Genomic DNA, 17,119 nt, shown 5'->3' on the forward strand with positions numbered 1-17,119 from the left:
CAGCCTGTGACGGTTTGAAGCGCCCGGCGTCAAGGTCAGTCGGCACGCTCCCGGGCGGCACGGATGCGCTCCAAGAGATCGGCCGCCAGCGCCGCGCAGGTGGCGGAATCCGGGCAGGAACGCTTCCACACCACCCGGCCCTCACGCAGGAGGATTTCCGCCTCGGCGGCCATGGCGGGCAGCGGCCGGTCGGGCCGCAGGTCGGCCGCGACGCCCTGCGGCCCGCCCCGAAGCCGGGCAACACCCAGCGCGCAGCAGGATGCACGCAATCGCGCGAGGTCGAACAGGGCGAGCACCGGGGCGGGAGCAGCGCCGAACCGGTCCTCGACCTCGCCGGCAAGCGCCTCGATTGCCTCCGAATCCTGCAGGCGCAGGAGGCGCGTGTAGAGGCTGAGGCGGATCTCGGACTCGGGGACGTAATCCTCGGGAATCCGGCTCGGCAGGCCGAGTTCGATCTCCGGGCTCCAATCCTCGGCGCGCTCGCCCTTGGCGGCGGTGAGCGCCAGCTGCAGCAGGTGCTGGTAGAGGCCGAGCCCGACGAGCTTGGCGTGCCCCGCCTGATCCTCGCCCACGAGGTCGCCGGCGCCGCGCAGGTCGAGGTCCCGGGCGCTGACCGCGAAGCCGGCGCCGAGGCGATCCAGGGCCTCCAGGGCCCGCAGGCGCTGGAGCGCACCCGCCGGCGGGGGAGCGGCGGGGTCGCTGAGCAGATGGACGGTGCCGCGCCGCTGGCCGCGGCCGACACGCCCGCGCAGCTGGTGGAGCTGGGCCAGCCCGAAGCGGGCCGCCTCCCAGACCAGCATGGTGTTGGCCCGGGGCACGTCGAGCCCGCTCTCCACGATCGCGGTGGCGAGGAGAACGTCGCCGTCGCCCTCCGCGAAGCGGACCATGACCTCGTCCATGGCGGAGGGCTTGAGATCCCCATGCGCCACCAGGATGTCGAGGCCCGGCACGAGGGCGCGGAGGCGCTCGGCCATGGGGGCGATGTCCTCGATCCGCGGGCAGACCACGAAGCTCTGGCCGCCCCGGCGATGCTCGCGGATCAGTGCCTCGCGGACCGCCTCGGCGTCGAAGGGCGCCACCACGGTGCGGACCGGCTGGCGGAGCGCCGGGGGCGTGGCGAGCACGCTGAGGCTCTGGAGGCCGACAAGCGCCGCCTGGAGGGTACGGGGGATCGGGGTCGCGGTGAGCGTCAGGACGTGGCCGCCTTCCGCGAGGCGGCGCAGGTCGGCCTTCATCTTCGCGCCGAAGCGCTGCTCCTCGTCGATGACCGTCAGGCCGAGATCCGCGAAGGACACGCCGCTTCCGGCGAGCGCATGCGTGCCGACCACGAGGCGGATCGAGCCGTCGGCGAGCCCCGCCTTGACGCGCTTGGCCTCGGCGGGCGCTACGAGGCGCGAGAGCTGCGCGACCTCGATGCCGAACCGGCCGAAGCGGCGCCGCAGGGCCTCGGCATGCTGGCGCGCCAGCACCGTGGTCGGGGCGATCAGCGCCGCCTGCCTGCCGGAGAAGATCGCGGCCGCCAGCGCCCGCAGGGCCACCTCGGTCTTGCCGAAGCCGACATCGCCGCAGACAAGCCGGTCCATCGGCCGCCCGGAAGCGAGGTCGGCCATCAGCGCGTCGACCGCCGCCGCCTGATCGGGCGTCGGCGCGAAGCCGAAGCCCGCGGCGAAGCGCTCCATCTCCCGCGCCGGCGGTGCCAGGACCGGCGCCTCGGTCTCCCCCCGGGCGCGGGCGGCCGCCAGCATCAGGCGGGCGGTCCGCGCCATGGTGGCCTCGGCCTCCAGGCGGCGCCGGGGCCAGGTGCCGCCGTCCAGCTTGTCGAGGGTGACGGCATCGGGTTCCGACCCGTAGCGCCAGATCCGGTCGGCTTGGGTCACCGGCACCATCAGGATCGCGTCGCCGGCAAAGCGCAGGCGCAGGCCTTCGGAGAGCGCCTCGCCCTGCGTCGCCATCGGCTCCAGCCCCTCGAACACGCACAGGCCATGATCGCGGTCGACGGCGACATCGCCGGGGCGCAGGTCGACCTCCCCCATCGGCAGCATCGCGCGGACGCCGCCCGTGACCGCGGCTTCCGGGCCGAACAGATCGGCGGCGGCGATCACGGTCGCGCCCTGCTCTGGCACCCGGAAGCCGGCCGCCAGCGGCGCCTCCAGGGCGACGACATCGCCGGGTGCCGCTTCCGCCACGTCGGTCCAGGCGTCGATCAGACGGATCGGGCGCTCGGCGATCTTGCCCGCCTGGCGCACGAGGCGCCGGAGCGGTCGGACCGAGCCGGCCAGCACGACGACGTCCCCGGCCTTCAACCGCTCGCGCACGACCTTGGCGAAGGCCGTTCCCGGCCGGCGCTCCCCCGAGAAGGTCGGCATGGCGCGGGGTTCCCCGGCTGCCTCGGTGGCGCTGAGCCGGCCGTGCGCCGCCACGATGTCCCGCCACGCCTCCGGCGTCAGATAGAGGCCGGCGCCGGCCTGTCCCTGGGCGTCGCGGCCCTTCAGCCGGCCCCGTGCCTCGTCCATCTGCTCGAAGAAGGCGTCGATCCGGGCCTGCGTGCCGTCCTCGACCGCGAGGCGCGCCTCGGGCACGTAGTCGAGGAGGGTGACGAGGCGCGGGTAGTAGCGGTCGAGCCGATGCTCCTGGCCGGTGAACGGTTCGAAGCTCTGGCCGGAGCCGGGCTCCAGGATGATCTCGGTGGCCGGGTCGATGACGAGCGCGTCCGCCTCCGCCACCGAACGCTGCGAGATCGGGTCGTAGGAGCGGATCGCGGTGACGCGGCCCTCGGCATGCTCGATCCGGCAGGGGCGCGACGCGGCGGCGGGAAACACCTCCACGGTACGCCCGCGGACCGCGGTCTCGCCGGGCTCGTCGACCCGCTCGTCGAGGATGTAGCCGAGGCGCTTGAGGTCGGCGGTCACGGCGGCGACGTCGAGGGGGTCGCCGACCCGCAGGGTCACGCGGGCGGTGGCCCAGGTCTCCGGCGGGGGGACCCGCTGGACCAGGGCGGGGGCGGTCGTCAGCACGAAATCCGGCAGGGCGTCCCGGTCGGTCAGCCAGCGCAGCACGGCGGCCCGGGCGCCCATCGTGGCCCGCGACGGCGAGGCGTGGTCGAAGGGCAAGCAGTCCCATTCGGGATAGACCGCGACCTGCGCGTCGGGGTCCAGCGCCCGCAGGGTCGCGGCGAGGTCCTCGAGGCGGCGGGCATCCCGGGCGACGTGCACCACCGGCGCGCGCCCCCGGGCGAAGGCCAGGAGCGCAACCGCCAGGGCGCCGGTGGGCATCAGCGGCGCGTCCTCCAGTCCCTGCTGGGCGCCCGCCTTCGTCCTGCGCTTGGCCATGCCTGATCCGAACCCATCCCTCTTGAGCCGGCAACGCCGCACCGCCCCGCGGGCTCCCGGCCGCGGCGATCCGATCCACAACCGTGATCGCGACGCCTCAGCCGCGGTCCGCGACCGCGGCTCTCGAACCCATTCCTGCGGACGGCCGGAACCGCTGCACAGGCAAGACTTGGACGGCGACTGTGAAATTCTTCCGGCACCGACGGGCAGATGTGAGTGTCGAGTATTGGACCATCGCGGAATGCTTCGCGTGGTCGCGCCGCCGGAACGGTGATGCAGAGTTTCACTAGGGGGAAGCGGGAGCGTAGGCTATGACGGTCTCGTGTCGCGGAACGAGACAATGCCCCGCCTGTCGGGTTTCGAGCCCCAGCATGCCCAGCGGCTCGCCGCTTTGCGCGCCTACGCCATCCTCGACACGCCGCCCGAGCGCGAGTTCGACGAGATCGCCGAGATGGCCGCCCAGGCCTGCGGCACGCCGATGGCTCACATCAATTTCATCGATGCCGACCGTCAGTGGATCAAGGCCGCCTTCGGCCACACGCCGCGCTCGATGCCCCTCGATTTCGGCTTCTGCACCGAGGCCATGCGCGAGGACGGCGTCCTCGTGCTGCCCGATCTGGCCGCGGAGCCGGAGACCGCCGCCAACCCGCTCGTGACCGGCGCGCCGCATCTGCGCTTCTACGCCGGCGTGCCCCTGGTGACGCCGGACGGCTGGGCCATCGGAACGCTCTGCGTCCTCGACCGCGTCCCGCGCACGCTGACCGATCAGCAGATCTTCATCCTGAAGGCGCTTGCCCGGACGGTGATGACGCAGCTGGAATCGCGGAACGCCGAGGCGGCCCTGCGCCGGAACGAGGAACGCTACCGCTCGCTGTTCACCTTCATCGATGCCGGCTTCTGCCTGGTCGAGCTGAAGTTCGAAGGCGGCCAGGCGGTCGATTACCGCTTCCTGGAGGCCAATCCCGCCTTTGAGCGGCAGACCGGCCTGACCGACGTGGTGGGCCGCTGGATGCGGGAGCTCGCCCCCGACCACGAGCAGCGCTGGCTCGACCTCTACGGCCGCGTTGCCCTGACCGGCGAGCCGGTCCGGGTCGAGCAATCCGCCGAGCCCCTCGGCCGCTGGTACGACGTGCACGCCTACCGCGTCGACGGGCCGGGCCGGAACCGCGTCGCGATCCTGTACAACGACATCACCGAGCGCCGCCGGAGCGAGAGCGTGCTCCGGGCCCGGGAGGCGGAACTCCGGCTGGTCGCGGACGCGATGCCGGTCCTGATCGCCTTCATCGACCGCGATCTGACCTACCGGTTCGCGAACGCCGCCTACGAGGCCTGGACGGGCCAGACGCCGGACGCCGTCGTCGGGCGGACCGTCCGGGACCTCCTCGGCCCCGGCCCGTTCGAGGCCCGACGCTCCGGCATCGAGCGGGCGCTCGCCGGTCAGGAGGTCCGCGAGGAATGGGCCTGGACCTTCCCGAACGGGCAGGCCCGGATCGCCGACACCCGCTACCTCCCGCGCCGCGGTCCGGACGGCCGCATCGACGGGTTCTACGTCTTCGCCCACGACGTCTCCGAGCGGAAGCGGATCGAGGTTCTGCTCCAGTCCCGGGCGGAGCACCTGGAGGCGCAGGTCGCCGCCCAGACCCGCGACCGCGACCGGGTCTGGACGCTGTCTCCGGTGCTGAAGCTCGTCTCGGACCGGGACGGGCAGGTCCAGTCGGTGAACCCCTCGTGGAGCCGGGCGCTCGGCTGGTCGGAGACCGAGACGATCGGGCGGCCGGCCCTGGACTTCCTCGCAACGCCCGAGCGTGAGGCGGCGCTGGCGGCGCTGCGCCCGCTTTGCGCGGGCAGCCGGGTCGAGGATATCGAACTCTCCTGCCTGACCCGCGCCGGCGACCGGCGCCGGGTGCTCTGGACGGTCGTGCCGGAGGACGGGTTGTTCTACGGCTTCGGGCGCGACATCACCGAGCAGCGCGAGGCCGAGGAGGCCCTGCGCCAGTCGCAGAAGCTCGAGGCCATCGGCCAGCTCACCGGTGGAGTGGCGCACGACTTCAACAATCTCCTGACCATCATCCGGTCCTCCATGGAGTTCCTGCGCCGGCCGGACCTCGCCGAGGAGCGCCGGCGCCGCTACCTCGACGCCGTCTCCGACACCGTCGACCGGGCAGCCAAGCTTACCGGCCAGCTCCTCGCCTTCGCCCGGCGCCAGGCGTTGAAGCCCCAGATCTTCGACATCGGCGCGCGCCTGCGCAGCATCGCCGACATGCTCGACTCGGTCACCGGCGCGCGCATCCGCGTGGTCATCGACCTGCCGGAGACGCCCCGCTACGTGCGCGCCGACGAGAGCCAGTTCGAGACAGCGCTGATCAACATGGCGGTCAATGCCCGGGACGCCATGGACGGGGAAGGCAGCCTGATTCTGCGTCTGGAGGGCGACCGCCCGATGCCGCCGATCCGCGGGCATGCCGGCGCCCCGGGGCCGTTCGTCGCCGTGCGGGTCTCCGATACCGGCGCCGGCATCCCGGACGCGGATCTGGGGCGGATCTTCGAGCCGTTCTTCACCACCAAGGAGATCGGCAAGGGCACCGGCCTCGGCCTCAGCCAGGTCATCGGCTTCGCCAAGCAATCGGGCGGCGACATCGACGTGGCGAGCGCGCTGGGCCACGGCACGACCTTCTCGCTCTACCTGCCGCAGGTCGAGGCGCTCGCCGAGGCGGCCGAGGCGGATCGCGGTCCCCGCCGGGCGGCAGAACCGCGGCGGGGCCTGTGCATCCTCGTCGTGGAGGACAATCTCGGGGTCGGACGGTTCTGCACCCAGATCCTGGAGGATCTGGGCCATGCACCGGTCTGGGCGAAATCCGCCGAGGAGGCGCTGACCGAACTCGACCAGGCGCCGGACCGGTTCGACGTGGTCTTCTCCGACGTGGTCATGCCGGGGATGGGCGGCTTCGCCCTCGCCCGGCAGCTTCAGACCAACCGTCCCGATCTGCCCGTGGTGCTGACCTCTGGCTACAGCCACGTCCTGGCCAAGGACGACGCCCACGGCTTCGCCCTGGTGCGCAAGCCCTACTCGGCCGAGCAGCTCGCCCAGGTCCTCTACGAGACAGCGAAGCGGGGCGGCCAGCCGGCCGCGCCGATGCCGCGACCGGGAAAGACCGATTTTCCTCCCGCTTAACAGTCTTTGCGCGAATTCACCCGCACCATAGACGGACATGTTCCCGCCGTCCGAATCCGGATGTAGTCTATCCCCATCGGCACTCGGGGCATCGACCGCCATGGCGCTGACCGGACGTTTCTGGTTCCGCCGGACCTGGACCGGCAAGCTGATCCTGCTCGTCGAGGAGGAGCGCGGGCGCTGGTTCCGCCGCCGCCTCGGCCGCAGGCTGCGCTGGCGCGACGCGCGGCTTCTCGACCTCGCTGAAGCGCCCCTGCGCGGGCTCATGACCCTGGAGCGGACCTACCGCGCCGAGTTCGGCCCCGGCGAGCTGCGCCGCCCCGTCAGCGTCACCCCGGTCGCGGGCGGATTGGCCTTGGGGCGCGGCACTCCGGATTCAGGAACAAGGCCGCCCCTGTCGGGTTGACGGACGGCAACACAGCGATGACGTCGCTGTCTTGCAGCCCCTCGTGGGCGTTTCCTCCCTAGACTTCCGGGCCGTTCTCTTGAGGGCGGTCCTTTTTTTGTTTTCAGCCCGCGGCTATCGACACGACCTGCAACGGAAAGTTCTTACGAATCTCTCAGGGAATCTTCCCTGCCGCCGCCGCTATCCTCCTCTGACCCGGCCTCGAGGGCCAGAAGCGCGAAGGTGGCGAGCCAGTGCTCGCCCATATAGTCGCCCGTGACGTGCGGGAGCGCCGCCGCAAGGTGATCCTCCGCGGCCGCGCAGAGTGGCGGCCGGCGGAGATCGTCCGGACCGAGGGCTGCGGCCAGCGCGCGGAAACACCAGGCGCGACTGAGGTTCAGCCCGTCGAGATGCGCGATCTTCCCATCCGAGCGGTCGGTCACGACGGCCGGGCGGAACAGGGTCGCGGGGCGGGACGCCGCGAGATCGGGCAGGAACCGGTCGAACCAGGGTGCGAAAAGCGCAGGCGGCAGCAGTCGGCGCATGCATTCGGCCTCGATCAAAGCCGAGGACAGGAAGTCGTCGCCGCCGGGCTCGCCCCAGGCTGGGCAATCCGCATCCGCGCCGTACCAGCGCTCGGCCGTGACGTGCAGCAGGGCGGTCAGTTCGGCCTCCCGAGCGCCCTCCGCATAGTCGGCCGCCAGGCGCAGCGCGAAGGCGGTGTTGAAATGGGTCCCGACCCGCACCGGATAGGGAGCCACCGGCAGGAACTCCGCGAATCGCCGGACGATGGTTCCGGCCAGCGGCGCCAGGGCCTCGGACCAACGGCGCTCGGGGAGCGCGGAGAGTTCGTCGGCGAGCTTCAGGAGCCAGCCCCAGCCATAGGGCCGCTCGAAGCCCCGGGCGGTGGGGGCGGCGAAGTAGGCGCATTCGCCTGCCACCGTCGCGGAGGTCAGCTGCGCGTCGAACCGGGCGCGGATCGCCGGGGCCTGGGGGCCGTCCGGAAACAGCCGCAGCACGCGCGCCAGCAGCCAGGTGCCGTGGACGCAGGAATGCCAGTCGTAGCTGCCGTGGAAGGCCGGGTGCAGGGCCGCGGGGGTGCGGGCATCCTCCGGCCCGGCCAGGACGTGCCCCGGCTTGTTCGGATATTCGCGGCCGACATGGCCCAGGGCGAGTGCGGCGAAGCGGGCGGCGATGTCCGGGGTGAGCGCACGGGTCGGCGTGGCGGACATCGCGAGGCTCCGGCTCTGGGGCAGCCGGCATAGCGGGTTTCCGGTGCGGCGTCAGCGCCCGCGGATCCTTTGCCGGCGCGGCCCCGGATCGGCTATCGCGGAACGGCCATGCCGGACGCGCAGCGCCGGCCTTCTCGGGAGCCCCCATGCGACGCGCGCTGCTCGCCGCCCTCCTCGCCGCGGTCACGGTCGCGAGCCCGGCTTCCGCCGCGCCGGATCCCAGCCGCGACGTCCTGTGGGCCGCCCTGAAGACCTGCGTGCTCGCCAAGCGGCTCGCCAACCGGACCTTCCCGTGTCTCTCGGTCGATCTCGGGGACGGGGACCGTCCGGGCTCGGCGGTCCTGCGCGCGCCCGGCGAGCCGACCCACAGCGTCGTCATGCCCACCGACACCGTGGCCGGCCTGGAGGCGCCGGTCCTGCGGGGACCGCGGGGGGTCGCCTATTGGCGGGCGGCTCTGGCGGCGCGGCCATTCGTGTCAGACGTGCTGAAGGGGAAGCTCACGCCGGCGGAGGTCGGGCTGGCGGTCAACTCGGCCCGGGGCCGCAGCCAGGACCAGCTCCACATCCATCTCGACTGCCTGAAGCCGAGCGTGCTCAAGGCCGTCCGAGCGCATGGTCGCCACGTGGGTCGGACCTGGGCACGCTTCCCGGTACCGCTGGCCGGCGACCGCTTCTACGCGCTGCGGGTGCCGGAGGCCGAGGCCGCGCAGTTCAATCCGTTCGCGGTCCTGCACACCCTGCCGGGCGCCCGGCCGGACCTACACCGGACGAGCTTCGCGGCGCTCGCGACGCCCCCGGGCGATCCCGAGCCGGGCTACATCCTGCTGGCCTACCGGGCGCCCAGCGCCAGCGCCGAGGACGTGATGGACCACAGCTGCTCCGTCGCGGCGGCCCGGGGCGGCGCCTGAGCAGCCAGCCGGGCGCGCGCTGCCGGGAGCCGCGGCGACCGCCGAGGCATTCCCGGCCTTCGAAGCGCGCCCCGGCCATGAGGAATCCACCGGCTCCCGTCCGTTCGCACGATCGGCGCAGCGGACCTCGCCCCGGACATGGTCAGGACGTCACCGGCGGCGGCAATGCATCGAGGAGCTGGCGCAGGAACGCCCGCACCGCCTTCGGGAGCCGCCGGTCGCGCATGGCCTGGACCTGAATGCCGCGGGCGAGGCTCGCCCGGGACTGGATCGGCAAGCTGACCAGCTCGTTGAGGCGCAGAGGCGTCCGGACCGACAGCGCCGACATCAGCGCGAGCCCGCGCGAGCGCCGCACGAAGGGCAGCAGCGCCGAGAGCTTGTTGGCGGTCAGCACCGGCTCGACCGTGATGCCCTCATGCGCGCAGGCGGCGTCGAAGACCTGCCGGAGCGTCGTGTCGCGGGTCGGCAGGGCGACGGGGTAGTCGAGGAGATCGACCAGGCGCAGGGCCGGCGCCGGCGCGAGGGGGTGGTCGGGGGCGGCGAGCGCCAGCATGTCGACCTGCCCGTCATAGAGCACTTCCACCTGCGGCGAGGGGGTCAGCGCGAAGGTGATCCCGAGATCGACCTCTCCGACCGCCACCGTCTGGGTCACCTGAGCGGGCGGCAGCACCGTCACCTCGAAGCGGATGCCGGGATGGGCCGCGTGGAAGGCCGCGATGGCGTTCGGCACGATATCGAGGGAGAATCCCTCGGAACTCGCCACCCGGATCAGGCCCCGGGCGAGCCCTTCCAGCTCCCGGATCTCCGTGACCACCTGCTCGGAGCGGATCAGCACCTGATGGGCGTGCTGCGCGAGGAGTTCCCCGGCCGGGCTCGGCACCATGCCCCGGGGACGCCGCTCGAACAGAACGCAGTCGAGTTCGGCTTCGAGGTTGGCGATCTGTCGGCTGATCGCCGAAGCCGCCACGTTGAGCTGGGACGAGGCTGCCGCGATCGACCCGGTCCGGGCCACCACCAGAAAGTAGCGCAAGCCCGTCGTCTGCATTATCCTGCGCTCGTCACTTTATGGTGCCCTGCACATTGCCGAATCGGCAAGGCAGCACTCGCTAAATTCTACTTGTTGCGATCCCAGATGCACAACATCATGGCAGGGTGAAAAAGGCGGCAGCCGCGGAACCATCCGCCGGACCTGTTCGCCGCGCCGTCGGAGCCTGCATGCCGCTACGGAGTCTCACCCGGGCCGCCACCTTGGCCGCCTCGCTCGCGACGCTGGTCGCCGCGCACCCGGCGCTCGCCGGCAAGGCCGACGACACCCTGGTCTACGCATCGGACAGCGAACCGGAGAACGTCAGCCCGTATCACAACAGCGCACGCGAGGGCGTGATCCTGGCCCGGAACTGCTGGGACACACTGCTGTATCGCGACTCCAAGGACGGCTCCTACAAGCCGATGCTGGCAACCGCCTGGACCTGGGTGGACGACACGACCCTGGATCTCACGATCCGCGAGGGCGTGACCTTCCACAACGGCGACCCGCTTGGGCCCGAGGACGTGGCCTTCACGTTCAACTACGTGCTGACGCCTGAGGCGCGCACGGTCACCCGCCAGAACGTCGACTGGATGAAGTCAGTCGAGGTGACCGGCCCGCACAGCGTGCGCATCCACCTCAAGGCGCCGTTCCCGGCGGCGCTCGAATATCTCGCCGGCCCGACGCCGATCTTCCCGGCTGCCTACTTCAAGAAGGTGGGGCTCGACGGCTTCGCCAAGGCGCCGATCGGCAGTGGCCCCTACCGGATCACCAAGGTCGACAGCGGCCGCGGCGTCAGCATGGAGCGCTTCGACAAGTACTGGTCGGGCAGCCCGCTGGGTAAGCCGAAGATCGGCAAGCTGCAGTTCCGCGTCATCCCGGACGGCGAGAGCCGGATGGCCGAGCTGATGACCGGCGGCGTCGACTGGATCTGGCGGGTGCCGAGCGATCAGGCCGAGCAGTTGCGCGCCGCGCCCAACGTCACTGTGCTCAACTCCGAGACGATGCGGGTCGGCTTCCTGCAATTCGACACGCTCGGCCGGGCGAAGGAGAACTCGCCCCTCAAGGACGTCCGCGTCCGGCAGGCGATCAGCTACGCCATCGACCGCAAGGCGATGGTCGACAACCTCGTGCGCGGCGCCTCGCGGGTGATGAACGCGCTCTGCTTCGTCGACCAGTTCGGCTGCACCGACGAGGGCGTGCCGCGCTACGCCTACGACCCGGCCAAGGCCAAGGCACTGCTCAAGGAGGCCGGCTATCCGAACGGGTTCGAGATCGACCTCGGCGCCTATCGCGAGCGGGACTACGCGGAGGCGGTGATCGGCTATCTCGGCGCCGTCGGCATCAAGGCGCGGCTCAACTACCTGCGCTACGCGGCGTTCCGCGACGCGCTGCGGGCCGGCAAGACTTCGATCGGCTACCAGACCTGGGGGTCGTTCTCGGTGCTCGACGTCTCGGCCTTCGACGGGGTGTATTTCCGCGGCGGCGAGGAGGATCTGACCAAGGATCCGCAGGTGATCGCCGATCTTCAGAAGGGCGACGGCTCCACCGATCCGGAAACGCGCAAGGCCGCCTACGCCAAGGCGCTCCAGCGGATCGCCGGCGAAGCCTATGCGCTGCCGATGTTCTCCTACTCGACGAACTACGCCTTCACGTCCGACCTGAACTTCACCGCCCAGCCCGACGAGGTGGCGCGCTTCTACGCGGCGTCGTGGAAGTGACGATGTCGATGAAGGCTCAACGCTTTTCCCCTCCCCCTTGTGGGGAGGGGCCAGGGGTGGGGGTGGTGCAGACGGCACCGCAGCGCTCGATCCTGAACCACCCCCACCTCCGGCCCCTCCCCACAAGCTTGAGCGATCCCGGGCAAGCCCGGGATCGCCGGGGGAGGAGAGCGCGGTCCGTCCCGATCCGGCGCGACCGACGGGAAACGGCAGGAGCCTGAGCCATGCTGGCCTTCACGTTCCGGCGCGTGCTGGTCGCCCTGGCGGTGGCCTTCACGGTCTCGGTGGCGAGCTTCCTGCTCCTCCACCTCTCGGGCGACCTCGCCACCGCCATCGCCGGGCCGGAGGCCACCGGACCGCAGATCGCGCAGATCCGCCAGGATTACGGCCTGGACCAGCCGCTGCTGACCCAGTTCCTCACCTGGGGCTGGCGGGCTTTGCACCTCGACTTCGGCAACTCGTTCTATTTCCGCGAGAGCGTGATCGACCTGCTGGCCGCCCGCCTGCCGATCACCCTCTATCTCGGCATCATCGCGCTCGGCGTGGCCCTGTTCGTGGCGATCCCGCTCGGCGTCGTCGCCGCGGTGAAGCGGGACACCTGGATCGACCGGACGGCGCTCGCCGTCTCGGTGCTCGGCCAAGCGATGCCGAGCTTCTGGTTCGGCCTGACGCTGATCCTGATCTTCTCCGTCAATCTCCGCTGGCTGCCGGTCTCGGGCAACGCCACGTGGAAGAACTTCGTCCTGCCCGCGGTGGCGCTCGGCTACTACGCGATGCCGGCGGTGATGCGGCTCACCCGCAACGGCATGCTGGAGGTGCTGGCCTCCGATTACGTCCGCACCGCCCGCGCCAAGGGGCTGCCGCCCCGCAAGATCCTGGTGCGGCACGCCCTGCGCAACGCCGTGATCCCGGTGATCGCCCTGTCGGCGGTGCAGTTCGGCTTCATGCTCGGCGGCTCGATCGTCATCGAGGCGGTGTTCTCGCTCCAGGGCCTCGGGCAGCTCGCCTGGGAATCCATCGCCCGCAACGACTTCCCCGTCGTCCAGGCGATCGTGCTGGTGCTCGCCATGATCTACATCGGCCTGACCCTGGCGGCCGACCTCTTGAACGCCTTCCTCGATCCGCGCCTGCGCCAATCGTGAGGAGCTGCCGCCCATGAGCCTCCCACCCGACACGGCGGCGCTCGCCGCCTCCGCCCTGCCCCCCGATGCGCCGGTCGCGCTGGCGGCGGTGCCCTCCCCCACCCGCCTGATCCTGCGGCGGGGCCTGCGCCACACCGGCTTCCTGATCGGGGCCGGGATCCTCGGGCTGATCGTGCTGGCGGCGCTCGCCGCCCCGCTCATCGCGCCGCACGACCCCTACGCGCAAGACGTCTCCCGCCGCCTGATCCCGCCGATCTGGCAGGCCAAGGGCACCTGGGAGCACGTGCTCGGCACCGACAAGCTCGGCCGCGACTACCTGAGCCGCCTCCTCTACGGCGGCCAGATTTCCCTCCTGATCGGGATCTCGGCGGCGCTGATCTCCGGGGTGATCGGCACGGCGCTGGGATTGTGCGCCGGCTATTTCGGCGGCTGGGTCGATTCGGTGGTCAGCTACGTGGTGACCACGCGGCTCGCCATGCCGGTGGTGCTGGTGGCGCTCGCCATGGCGGCGCTGGTCGGCGGCTCTCTCAAGGTGGTGGTGCTCGTGCTGGGCTTCCTGCTCTGGGACCGCTTCGCCGTGGTGACGCGGGCCGCAACCCAGCAGATCCGCAACCAGGATTTCGTCTCGGCCGCCCGCGCCGCGGGACTCACGGACCTGCGGATCATCCGCCAGGAGATCCTGCCCAACATCATGAACGCGCTGATCGTCGTGGCGACCCTGGAGATGGCCCACGCGATCCTTCTAGAGGCCGCCCTGTCGTTCCTCGGCCTCGGCGTCCAGCCGCCCCTGCCCTCCTGGGGCCTGATGATCGCCGAGGGCAAGCAGTACATGTTCTTCCAACCCTGGGTGATCACCATTCCGGGCGTGGCGCTCCTCCTGCTGGTGCTGGCGATCAACCTCTTAGGGGACGGCCTGCGCGACATCACCGCCCCCGAGGCGCGCAACTGACGGCTCCGCCGGGCCGGGGCGTAGCCGGTACGTTAACGAAATGTTTCACGGGAAACACACCATGACGCGAGACGCCGCCATCGCGCGCGCCACGGACGCCTTCGATTCGGGCGCGTTCCTCGCCCTCCTGCGGGAGGCGGTGGCGATGCCCACCGAGAGCCAGGCCCCCGGCCAGGAGGCGGCCTTGCACGCCTATCTCGACGCCTTCATCGCGCCGCTCGTCGCCCGCCTCGGCTTCGAGACCCCGAAGATCTTCCCCAACCCGGACGGGGTGCACGGCCCGTTCCTGGTCGCCGAGCGGCGCGAGGGCGCGGACCTGCCGACCGTGCTGATCTACGGCCACGGCGACACGGTGCGGGGCTATCCCGAGCAGTGGCGGGAAGGCCTCGGCCCCTGGGAGATCGTGGTCGAGGGCGACCGCTGGTACGGGCGCGGCACCGCCGACAACAAGGGTCAGCACGTCCTCAACCTCGCCGCCCTGGAGCAGGTGATCGCGGCCCGCGACGGGCGGCTCGGCTTCAACGTGAAGCTCCTGATCGAGATGGGCGAGGAATCGGGCTCCCCGGGCTTGCGGCCGTTCTGCCGGGAGCAGGCCGAGACCCTCCGGTCCGACGTGCTGATCGCCTCGGACGGCCCCCGCCTCAACGGCGAGCGCCCGACCCTCTTCCTGGGCTCCCGCGGCGCCTACAATTTCGAGCTGAGCCTCAACCTGCGCGAGGGCCCGCACCATTCCGGCAACTGGGGCGGCCTGCTGCGCAACCCCGGCACGGTGCTGGCCTCGGCCATAGCCTCGATGGTCGACGCCCGCGGCGCCATCCTGGTCGAGGCCCTGCGGCCGCCGCCGATCCCCGAGGGCGTGCGCGCGGCGCTCGCCGACATCCGCGTCGGCGAGGACCCGACCGCGCCCAAGATCGATTCCGACTGGGGCGAGCCGGGCCTGAGTCCGGCCGAGCGGGTCTTCGCCTGGAACACGCTCGAGGTGCTGGCCTTCAAGACCGGCGACCCGGACGGGCCGCTCAACGCCGTCCCGCCCCACGCCAAGGCGACCCTGCAGCTGCGCTTCGTGGTCGGCACCGACTGGCAGAACCTGATCGCGAACGTCCGTGCCCATCTCGACGCGCACGGCTTCCCGATGATCGAGGTCAGGCCGGCCCGCGCCGCGGAGGTGTTTCAGGCGACGCGTCTGCCGGTGGAGGATCCCTGGGTGGAGTGGGCGCTAGGATCGATCGAGGCGAGTTCCGGCAAAAAGCCGGCGCTGCTGCCCAATCTCGGCGGCTCGCTGCCGAACGACGCCTTCTCGGAGATCCTAGGGTTGCCGACCCTCTGGGTACCGCATTCCTACCCGGCCTGCCGCCAGCACGGGCCCGACGAGCACATGCTGGCCTCCGGCACCCGCGAGGGGATGGCGATCATGGCCGGCCTGTTCTGGGATCTGGCCGAGGCCGGACCCGACATCCTCCGCCGCCGCACCGCGAGGGCCTGACACGATGAGCGAGCCGGTCGTCCGCATCCGCGATCTGACGATCGCGCTCCCCAAGGGCGCCGACCGCCCGCACGCGGTCGAGGGCCTGAACCTCGACCTTGAGGCCGGGAAGATCCTGTGCGTCGTCGGGGAATCGGGCTCCGGCAAGTCGATGAGCGCCTACGCGCTGACCGGCCTCCTGCCGCGGGCGCTGAAGCCGACGGCCGGCACGATCCTGTTCGAGGGCCGGGACCTCCTGGCCCTCGACGAGCCCGCGTGGCGGTCCCTGCGCGGCCGGCGCATCGCCATGGTGTTCCAGGAGCCGATGACGGCGCTGAACCCGGTGATGCGGATCGGCGACCAGATCGCCGAGATGTTCGAGGCGCACAACCTGCTCAGCCGGAGCGAGCGCTGGGCCCGGGCGGTGGCGCTCGCCGCCGAGGTCGGCCTGCCGAACCCCGAGGAGGCGGTGCGGGCCTACCCGCACCAGCTCTCCGGTGGCCAGCGGCAGCGGGCGATGATCGCCATGGCGCTGGCGCTGGAGCCCTCGGTGCTGGTCGCCGACGAGCCGACCACGGCGCTCGACGTTACCACCCAGGCCCAGATCCTCCGGCTGATCCGCGACCTGCAGCAGAAGCGCGGGATGAGCGTCCTGTTCATCACCCACGATTTCGGCGTGGTGGCGGAGATCGCCGACCACGTGGCGGTGCTCCAGCGCGGGCGGCTCGTGGAATCCGGCCCCGCCGAGGCGGTGCTGCGCGACCCCCAGGCGCCCTACACCAAGGCGCTGCTCGCCGCCGTCCCGAGCCTGACGCCGCCGCCGCGCGCGGCCCTGGCGGCGGCCCCGGTCGCCCTCTCGGTGACCGGGCTGTCCAAGACCTATTCCGGACGCTCCGGCCTGTTCGGCAAGCCGCGGGTCGTGGCGGCGGTCAAAGAGGTCTCGTTCGACGTCCGCCGCGGCGAGACCCTGGGGATCGTGGGCGAATCCGGCTCGGGGAAGTCGACCACCGCGCGGCTCGCGATCCGCCTGATCGAGCCCGACGGCGGCACGGTCCGGCTCGGGGACCTCGACTACACGGCCCTCGGCAAGACGGCCCTGCGCGACAAGCGCAGCCGCATCCAGATGATCTTCCAAGACCCGTTCGCGTCGCTGAACCCGCGGCGCACCGTGGAGCAGATCATCACGGCGGGCCCGATCGCCCACGGGGTCCCGGCCGCCGAGGCGCGGGAACGGGCGCGCAGCCTCCTCGACCTCGTCGGCCTCGATCCCAAGGCCGCCGCCCGCTACCCGAACGCCTTCTCGGGCGGGCAGCGCCAGCGCATCGGCATCGCCCGGGCGCTCGCCATGGAGCCCGACGTGCTGGTCGCCGACGAGGCGGTCTCGGCGCTGGACGTCTCGGTGCAGCGGCAGGTTCTGGACCTGCTGGAGGACCTGAAGCAGCGCCTGTCGCTGGCCATGCTGTTCATCACCCACGACCTGCGGGTGGCCGCCACGATCTGCGACCGGATCGCCGTGATGCACCGTGGCGCCATCGTGGAGATGCGGGGCACCGCGGACCTGTTCGCCGCGCCGCAGCACGCCTACACCCGCAGCCTCCTCGCAGCGGTGCCGGGTGCGCACGCATCCTGAGCCGCACCGGCCCTAAACGGGCCAATCTGGGACGCAGAGACAAGTTTTTTGGACGGGACCGCCCTGTCGGGATCCTGCAAGCTCAGTAGGATAGCGCCGTTGTCGAGGGTGGAGCACCCCGGCGGATCCACGGCTGCACCCGCTATCCGTCCCCGCTCGCGC

General features: G+C 71.5%; 11 protein-coding genes. 8 read left to right on the forward strand and 3 right to left on the reverse strand.

Annotated features, from left to right (window positions below):
* Positions 1-35: 35 nt before the first annotated feature.
* Positions 36-3,329 (reverse strand): DEAD/DEAH box helicase, encoded by a 3,294-nt coding sequence (locus tag CIW48_RS24965; protein ID WP_173009391.1) that lies wholly within the window; start codon positions 3,327-3,329, stop codon positions 36-38.
* A 340-nt stretch (positions 3,330-3,669) separates the two neighbouring features.
* On the opposite strand from CIW48_RS24965, the gene CIW48_RS24970 reads away from it, so the two are divergent.
* Both CIW48_RS24970 and CIW48_RS24975 read left to right on the forward strand, forming a co-directional pair.
* The gene (locus tag CIW48_RS24970; RefSeq protein WP_149313164.1) at positions 3,670-6,501 is read left to right on the forward strand and encodes a PAS domain-containing protein; all 2,832 of its coding nucleotides are present in this window, start codon (positions 3,670-3,672) and stop codon (positions 6,499-6,501) included.
* 100 nt (positions 6,502-6,601) lie between these two features.
* Positions 6,602-6,907: a hypothetical protein gene (locus CIW48_RS24975; protein ID WP_149313165.1), complete on the forward strand. Its 306-nt coding sequence runs from the start codon at positions 6,602-6,604 to the stop codon at positions 6,905-6,907.
* Positions 6,908-7,050: 143 nt separating this feature from the next.
* Here CIW48_RS24975 and CIW48_RS24980 read toward each other — a convergent pair whose 3' ends face one another.
* Entirely contained in the window at positions 7,051-8,118 is a 1,068-nt protein-coding gene (locus CIW48_RS24980) for a DUF2891 domain-containing protein (protein ID WP_149313166.1), read from the reverse strand.
* A gap of 146 nt (positions 8,119-8,264) precedes the next feature.
* Between CIW48_RS24980 and CIW48_RS24985 the strand changes: the two genes are divergently transcribed.
* The gene (locus CIW48_RS24985; RefSeq protein WP_149313167.1) at positions 8,265-9,026 is read left to right on the forward strand and encodes a CDP-diacylglycerol diphosphatase; all 762 of its coding nucleotides are present in this window, start codon (positions 8,265-8,267) and stop codon (positions 9,024-9,026) included.
* Between the two features lie 142 nt (positions 9,027-9,168).
* Here the strand turns inward: CIW48_RS24985 and CIW48_RS24990 are convergent, their stop codons facing one another.
* Positions 9,169-10,071, reverse strand: coding sequence for a LysR family transcriptional regulator (locus CIW48_RS24990; RefSeq protein ID WP_149313168.1), 903 nt, complete (start codon positions 10,069-10,071; stop codon positions 9,169-9,171).
* A gap of 170 nt (positions 10,072-10,241) precedes the next feature.
* Between CIW48_RS24990 and CIW48_RS24995 the strand changes: the two genes are divergently transcribed.
* The 5 genes from CIW48_RS24995 to CIW48_RS25015 all read left to right on the forward strand — a co-directional run bounded on the left by CIW48_RS24995 (position 10,242) and on the right by CIW48_RS25015 (position 16,957).
* Positions 10,242-11,774, forward strand: a complete 1,533-nt coding sequence (locus CIW48_RS24995; RefSeq protein WP_149313169.1) for an ABC transporter substrate-binding protein — start codon at positions 10,242-10,244, stop codon at positions 11,772-11,774.
* A 224-nt stretch (positions 11,775-11,998) separates the two neighbouring features.
* Positions 11,999-12,916: an ABC transporter permease gene (locus CIW48_RS25000; RefSeq protein ID WP_149313170.1), complete on the forward strand. Its 918-nt coding sequence runs from the start codon at positions 11,999-12,001 to the stop codon at positions 12,914-12,916.
* A 13-nt stretch (positions 12,917-12,929) separates the two neighbouring features.
* The gene (locus tag CIW48_RS25005; RefSeq protein WP_149313171.1) at positions 12,930-13,865 is read left to right on the forward strand and encodes an ABC transporter permease; all 936 of its coding nucleotides are present in this window, start codon (positions 12,930-12,932) and stop codon (positions 13,863-13,865) included.
* A gap of 61 nt (positions 13,866-13,926) precedes the next feature.
* Positions 13,927-15,348, forward strand: a complete 1,422-nt coding sequence (locus CIW48_RS25010; RefSeq protein ID WP_149313172.1) for a M20 family metallopeptidase — start codon at positions 13,927-13,929, stop codon at positions 15,346-15,348.
* 4 nt (positions 15,349-15,352) lie between these two features.
* Entirely contained in the window at positions 15,353-16,957 is a 1,605-nt protein-coding gene (locus CIW48_RS25015; protein ID WP_149313173.1) for an ABC transporter ATP-binding protein, read from the forward strand.
* The last annotated feature ends 162 nt before the right edge of the window (positions 16,958-17,119 follow it).

Source organism: Methylobacterium sp. P1-11 (genome assembly GCF_008329595.1).
In the GTDB taxonomy this organism is placed as follows: domain Bacteria; phylum Pseudomonadota; class Alphaproteobacteria; order Rhizobiales; family Beijerinckiaceae; genus Methylobacterium.

Bases quoted from the DNA above. Each gene is read 5' to 3' on its own strand.
- CIW48_RS24990 (WP_149313168.1), bottom strand. From the start codon at position 10,071: ATGCAGACGACGGGCTTGCGCTACTTTCTGGTGGTGGCCCGGACCGGG.
- CIW48_RS25015 (WP_149313173.1), top strand. From the start codon at position 15,353: ATGAGCGAGCCGGTCGTCCGCATCCGCGATCTGACGATCGCGCTCCCC.
- CIW48_RS24980 (WP_149313166.1), bottom strand. From the start codon at position 8,118: ATGTCCGCCACGCCGACCCGTGCGCTCACCCCGGACATCGCCGCCCGC.
- CIW48_RS25000 (WP_149313170.1), top strand. From the start codon at position 11,999: ATGCTGGCCTTCACGTTCCGGCGCGTGCTGGTCGCCCTGGCGGTGGCC.
- CIW48_RS24985 (WP_149313167.1), top strand. From the start codon at position 8,265: ATGCGACGCGCGCTGCTCGCCGCCCTCCTCGCCGCGGTCACGGTCGCG.
- CIW48_RS24965 (WP_173009391.1), bottom strand. From the start codon at position 3,329: ATGGCCAAGCGCAGGACGAAGGCGGGCGCCCAGCAGGGACTGGAGGAC.
- CIW48_RS24975 (WP_149313165.1), top strand. From the start codon at position 6,602: ATGGCGCTGACCGGACGTTTCTGGTTCCGCCGGACCTGGACCGGCAAG.
- CIW48_RS24970 (WP_149313164.1), top strand. From the start codon at position 3,670: ATGCCCCGCCTGTCGGGTTTCGAGCCCCAGCATGCCCAGCGGCTCGCC.
- CIW48_RS24995 (WP_149313169.1), top strand. From the start codon at position 10,242: ATGCCGCTACGGAGTCTCACCCGGGCCGCCACCTTGGCCGCCTCGCTC.
- CIW48_RS25005 (WP_149313171.1), top strand. From the start codon at position 12,930: ATGAGCCTCCCACCCGACACGGCGGCGCTCGCCGCCTCCGCCCTGCCC.
- CIW48_RS25010 (WP_149313172.1), top strand. From the start codon at position 13,927: ATGACGCGAGACGCCGCCATCGCGCGCGCCACGGACGCCTTCGATTCG.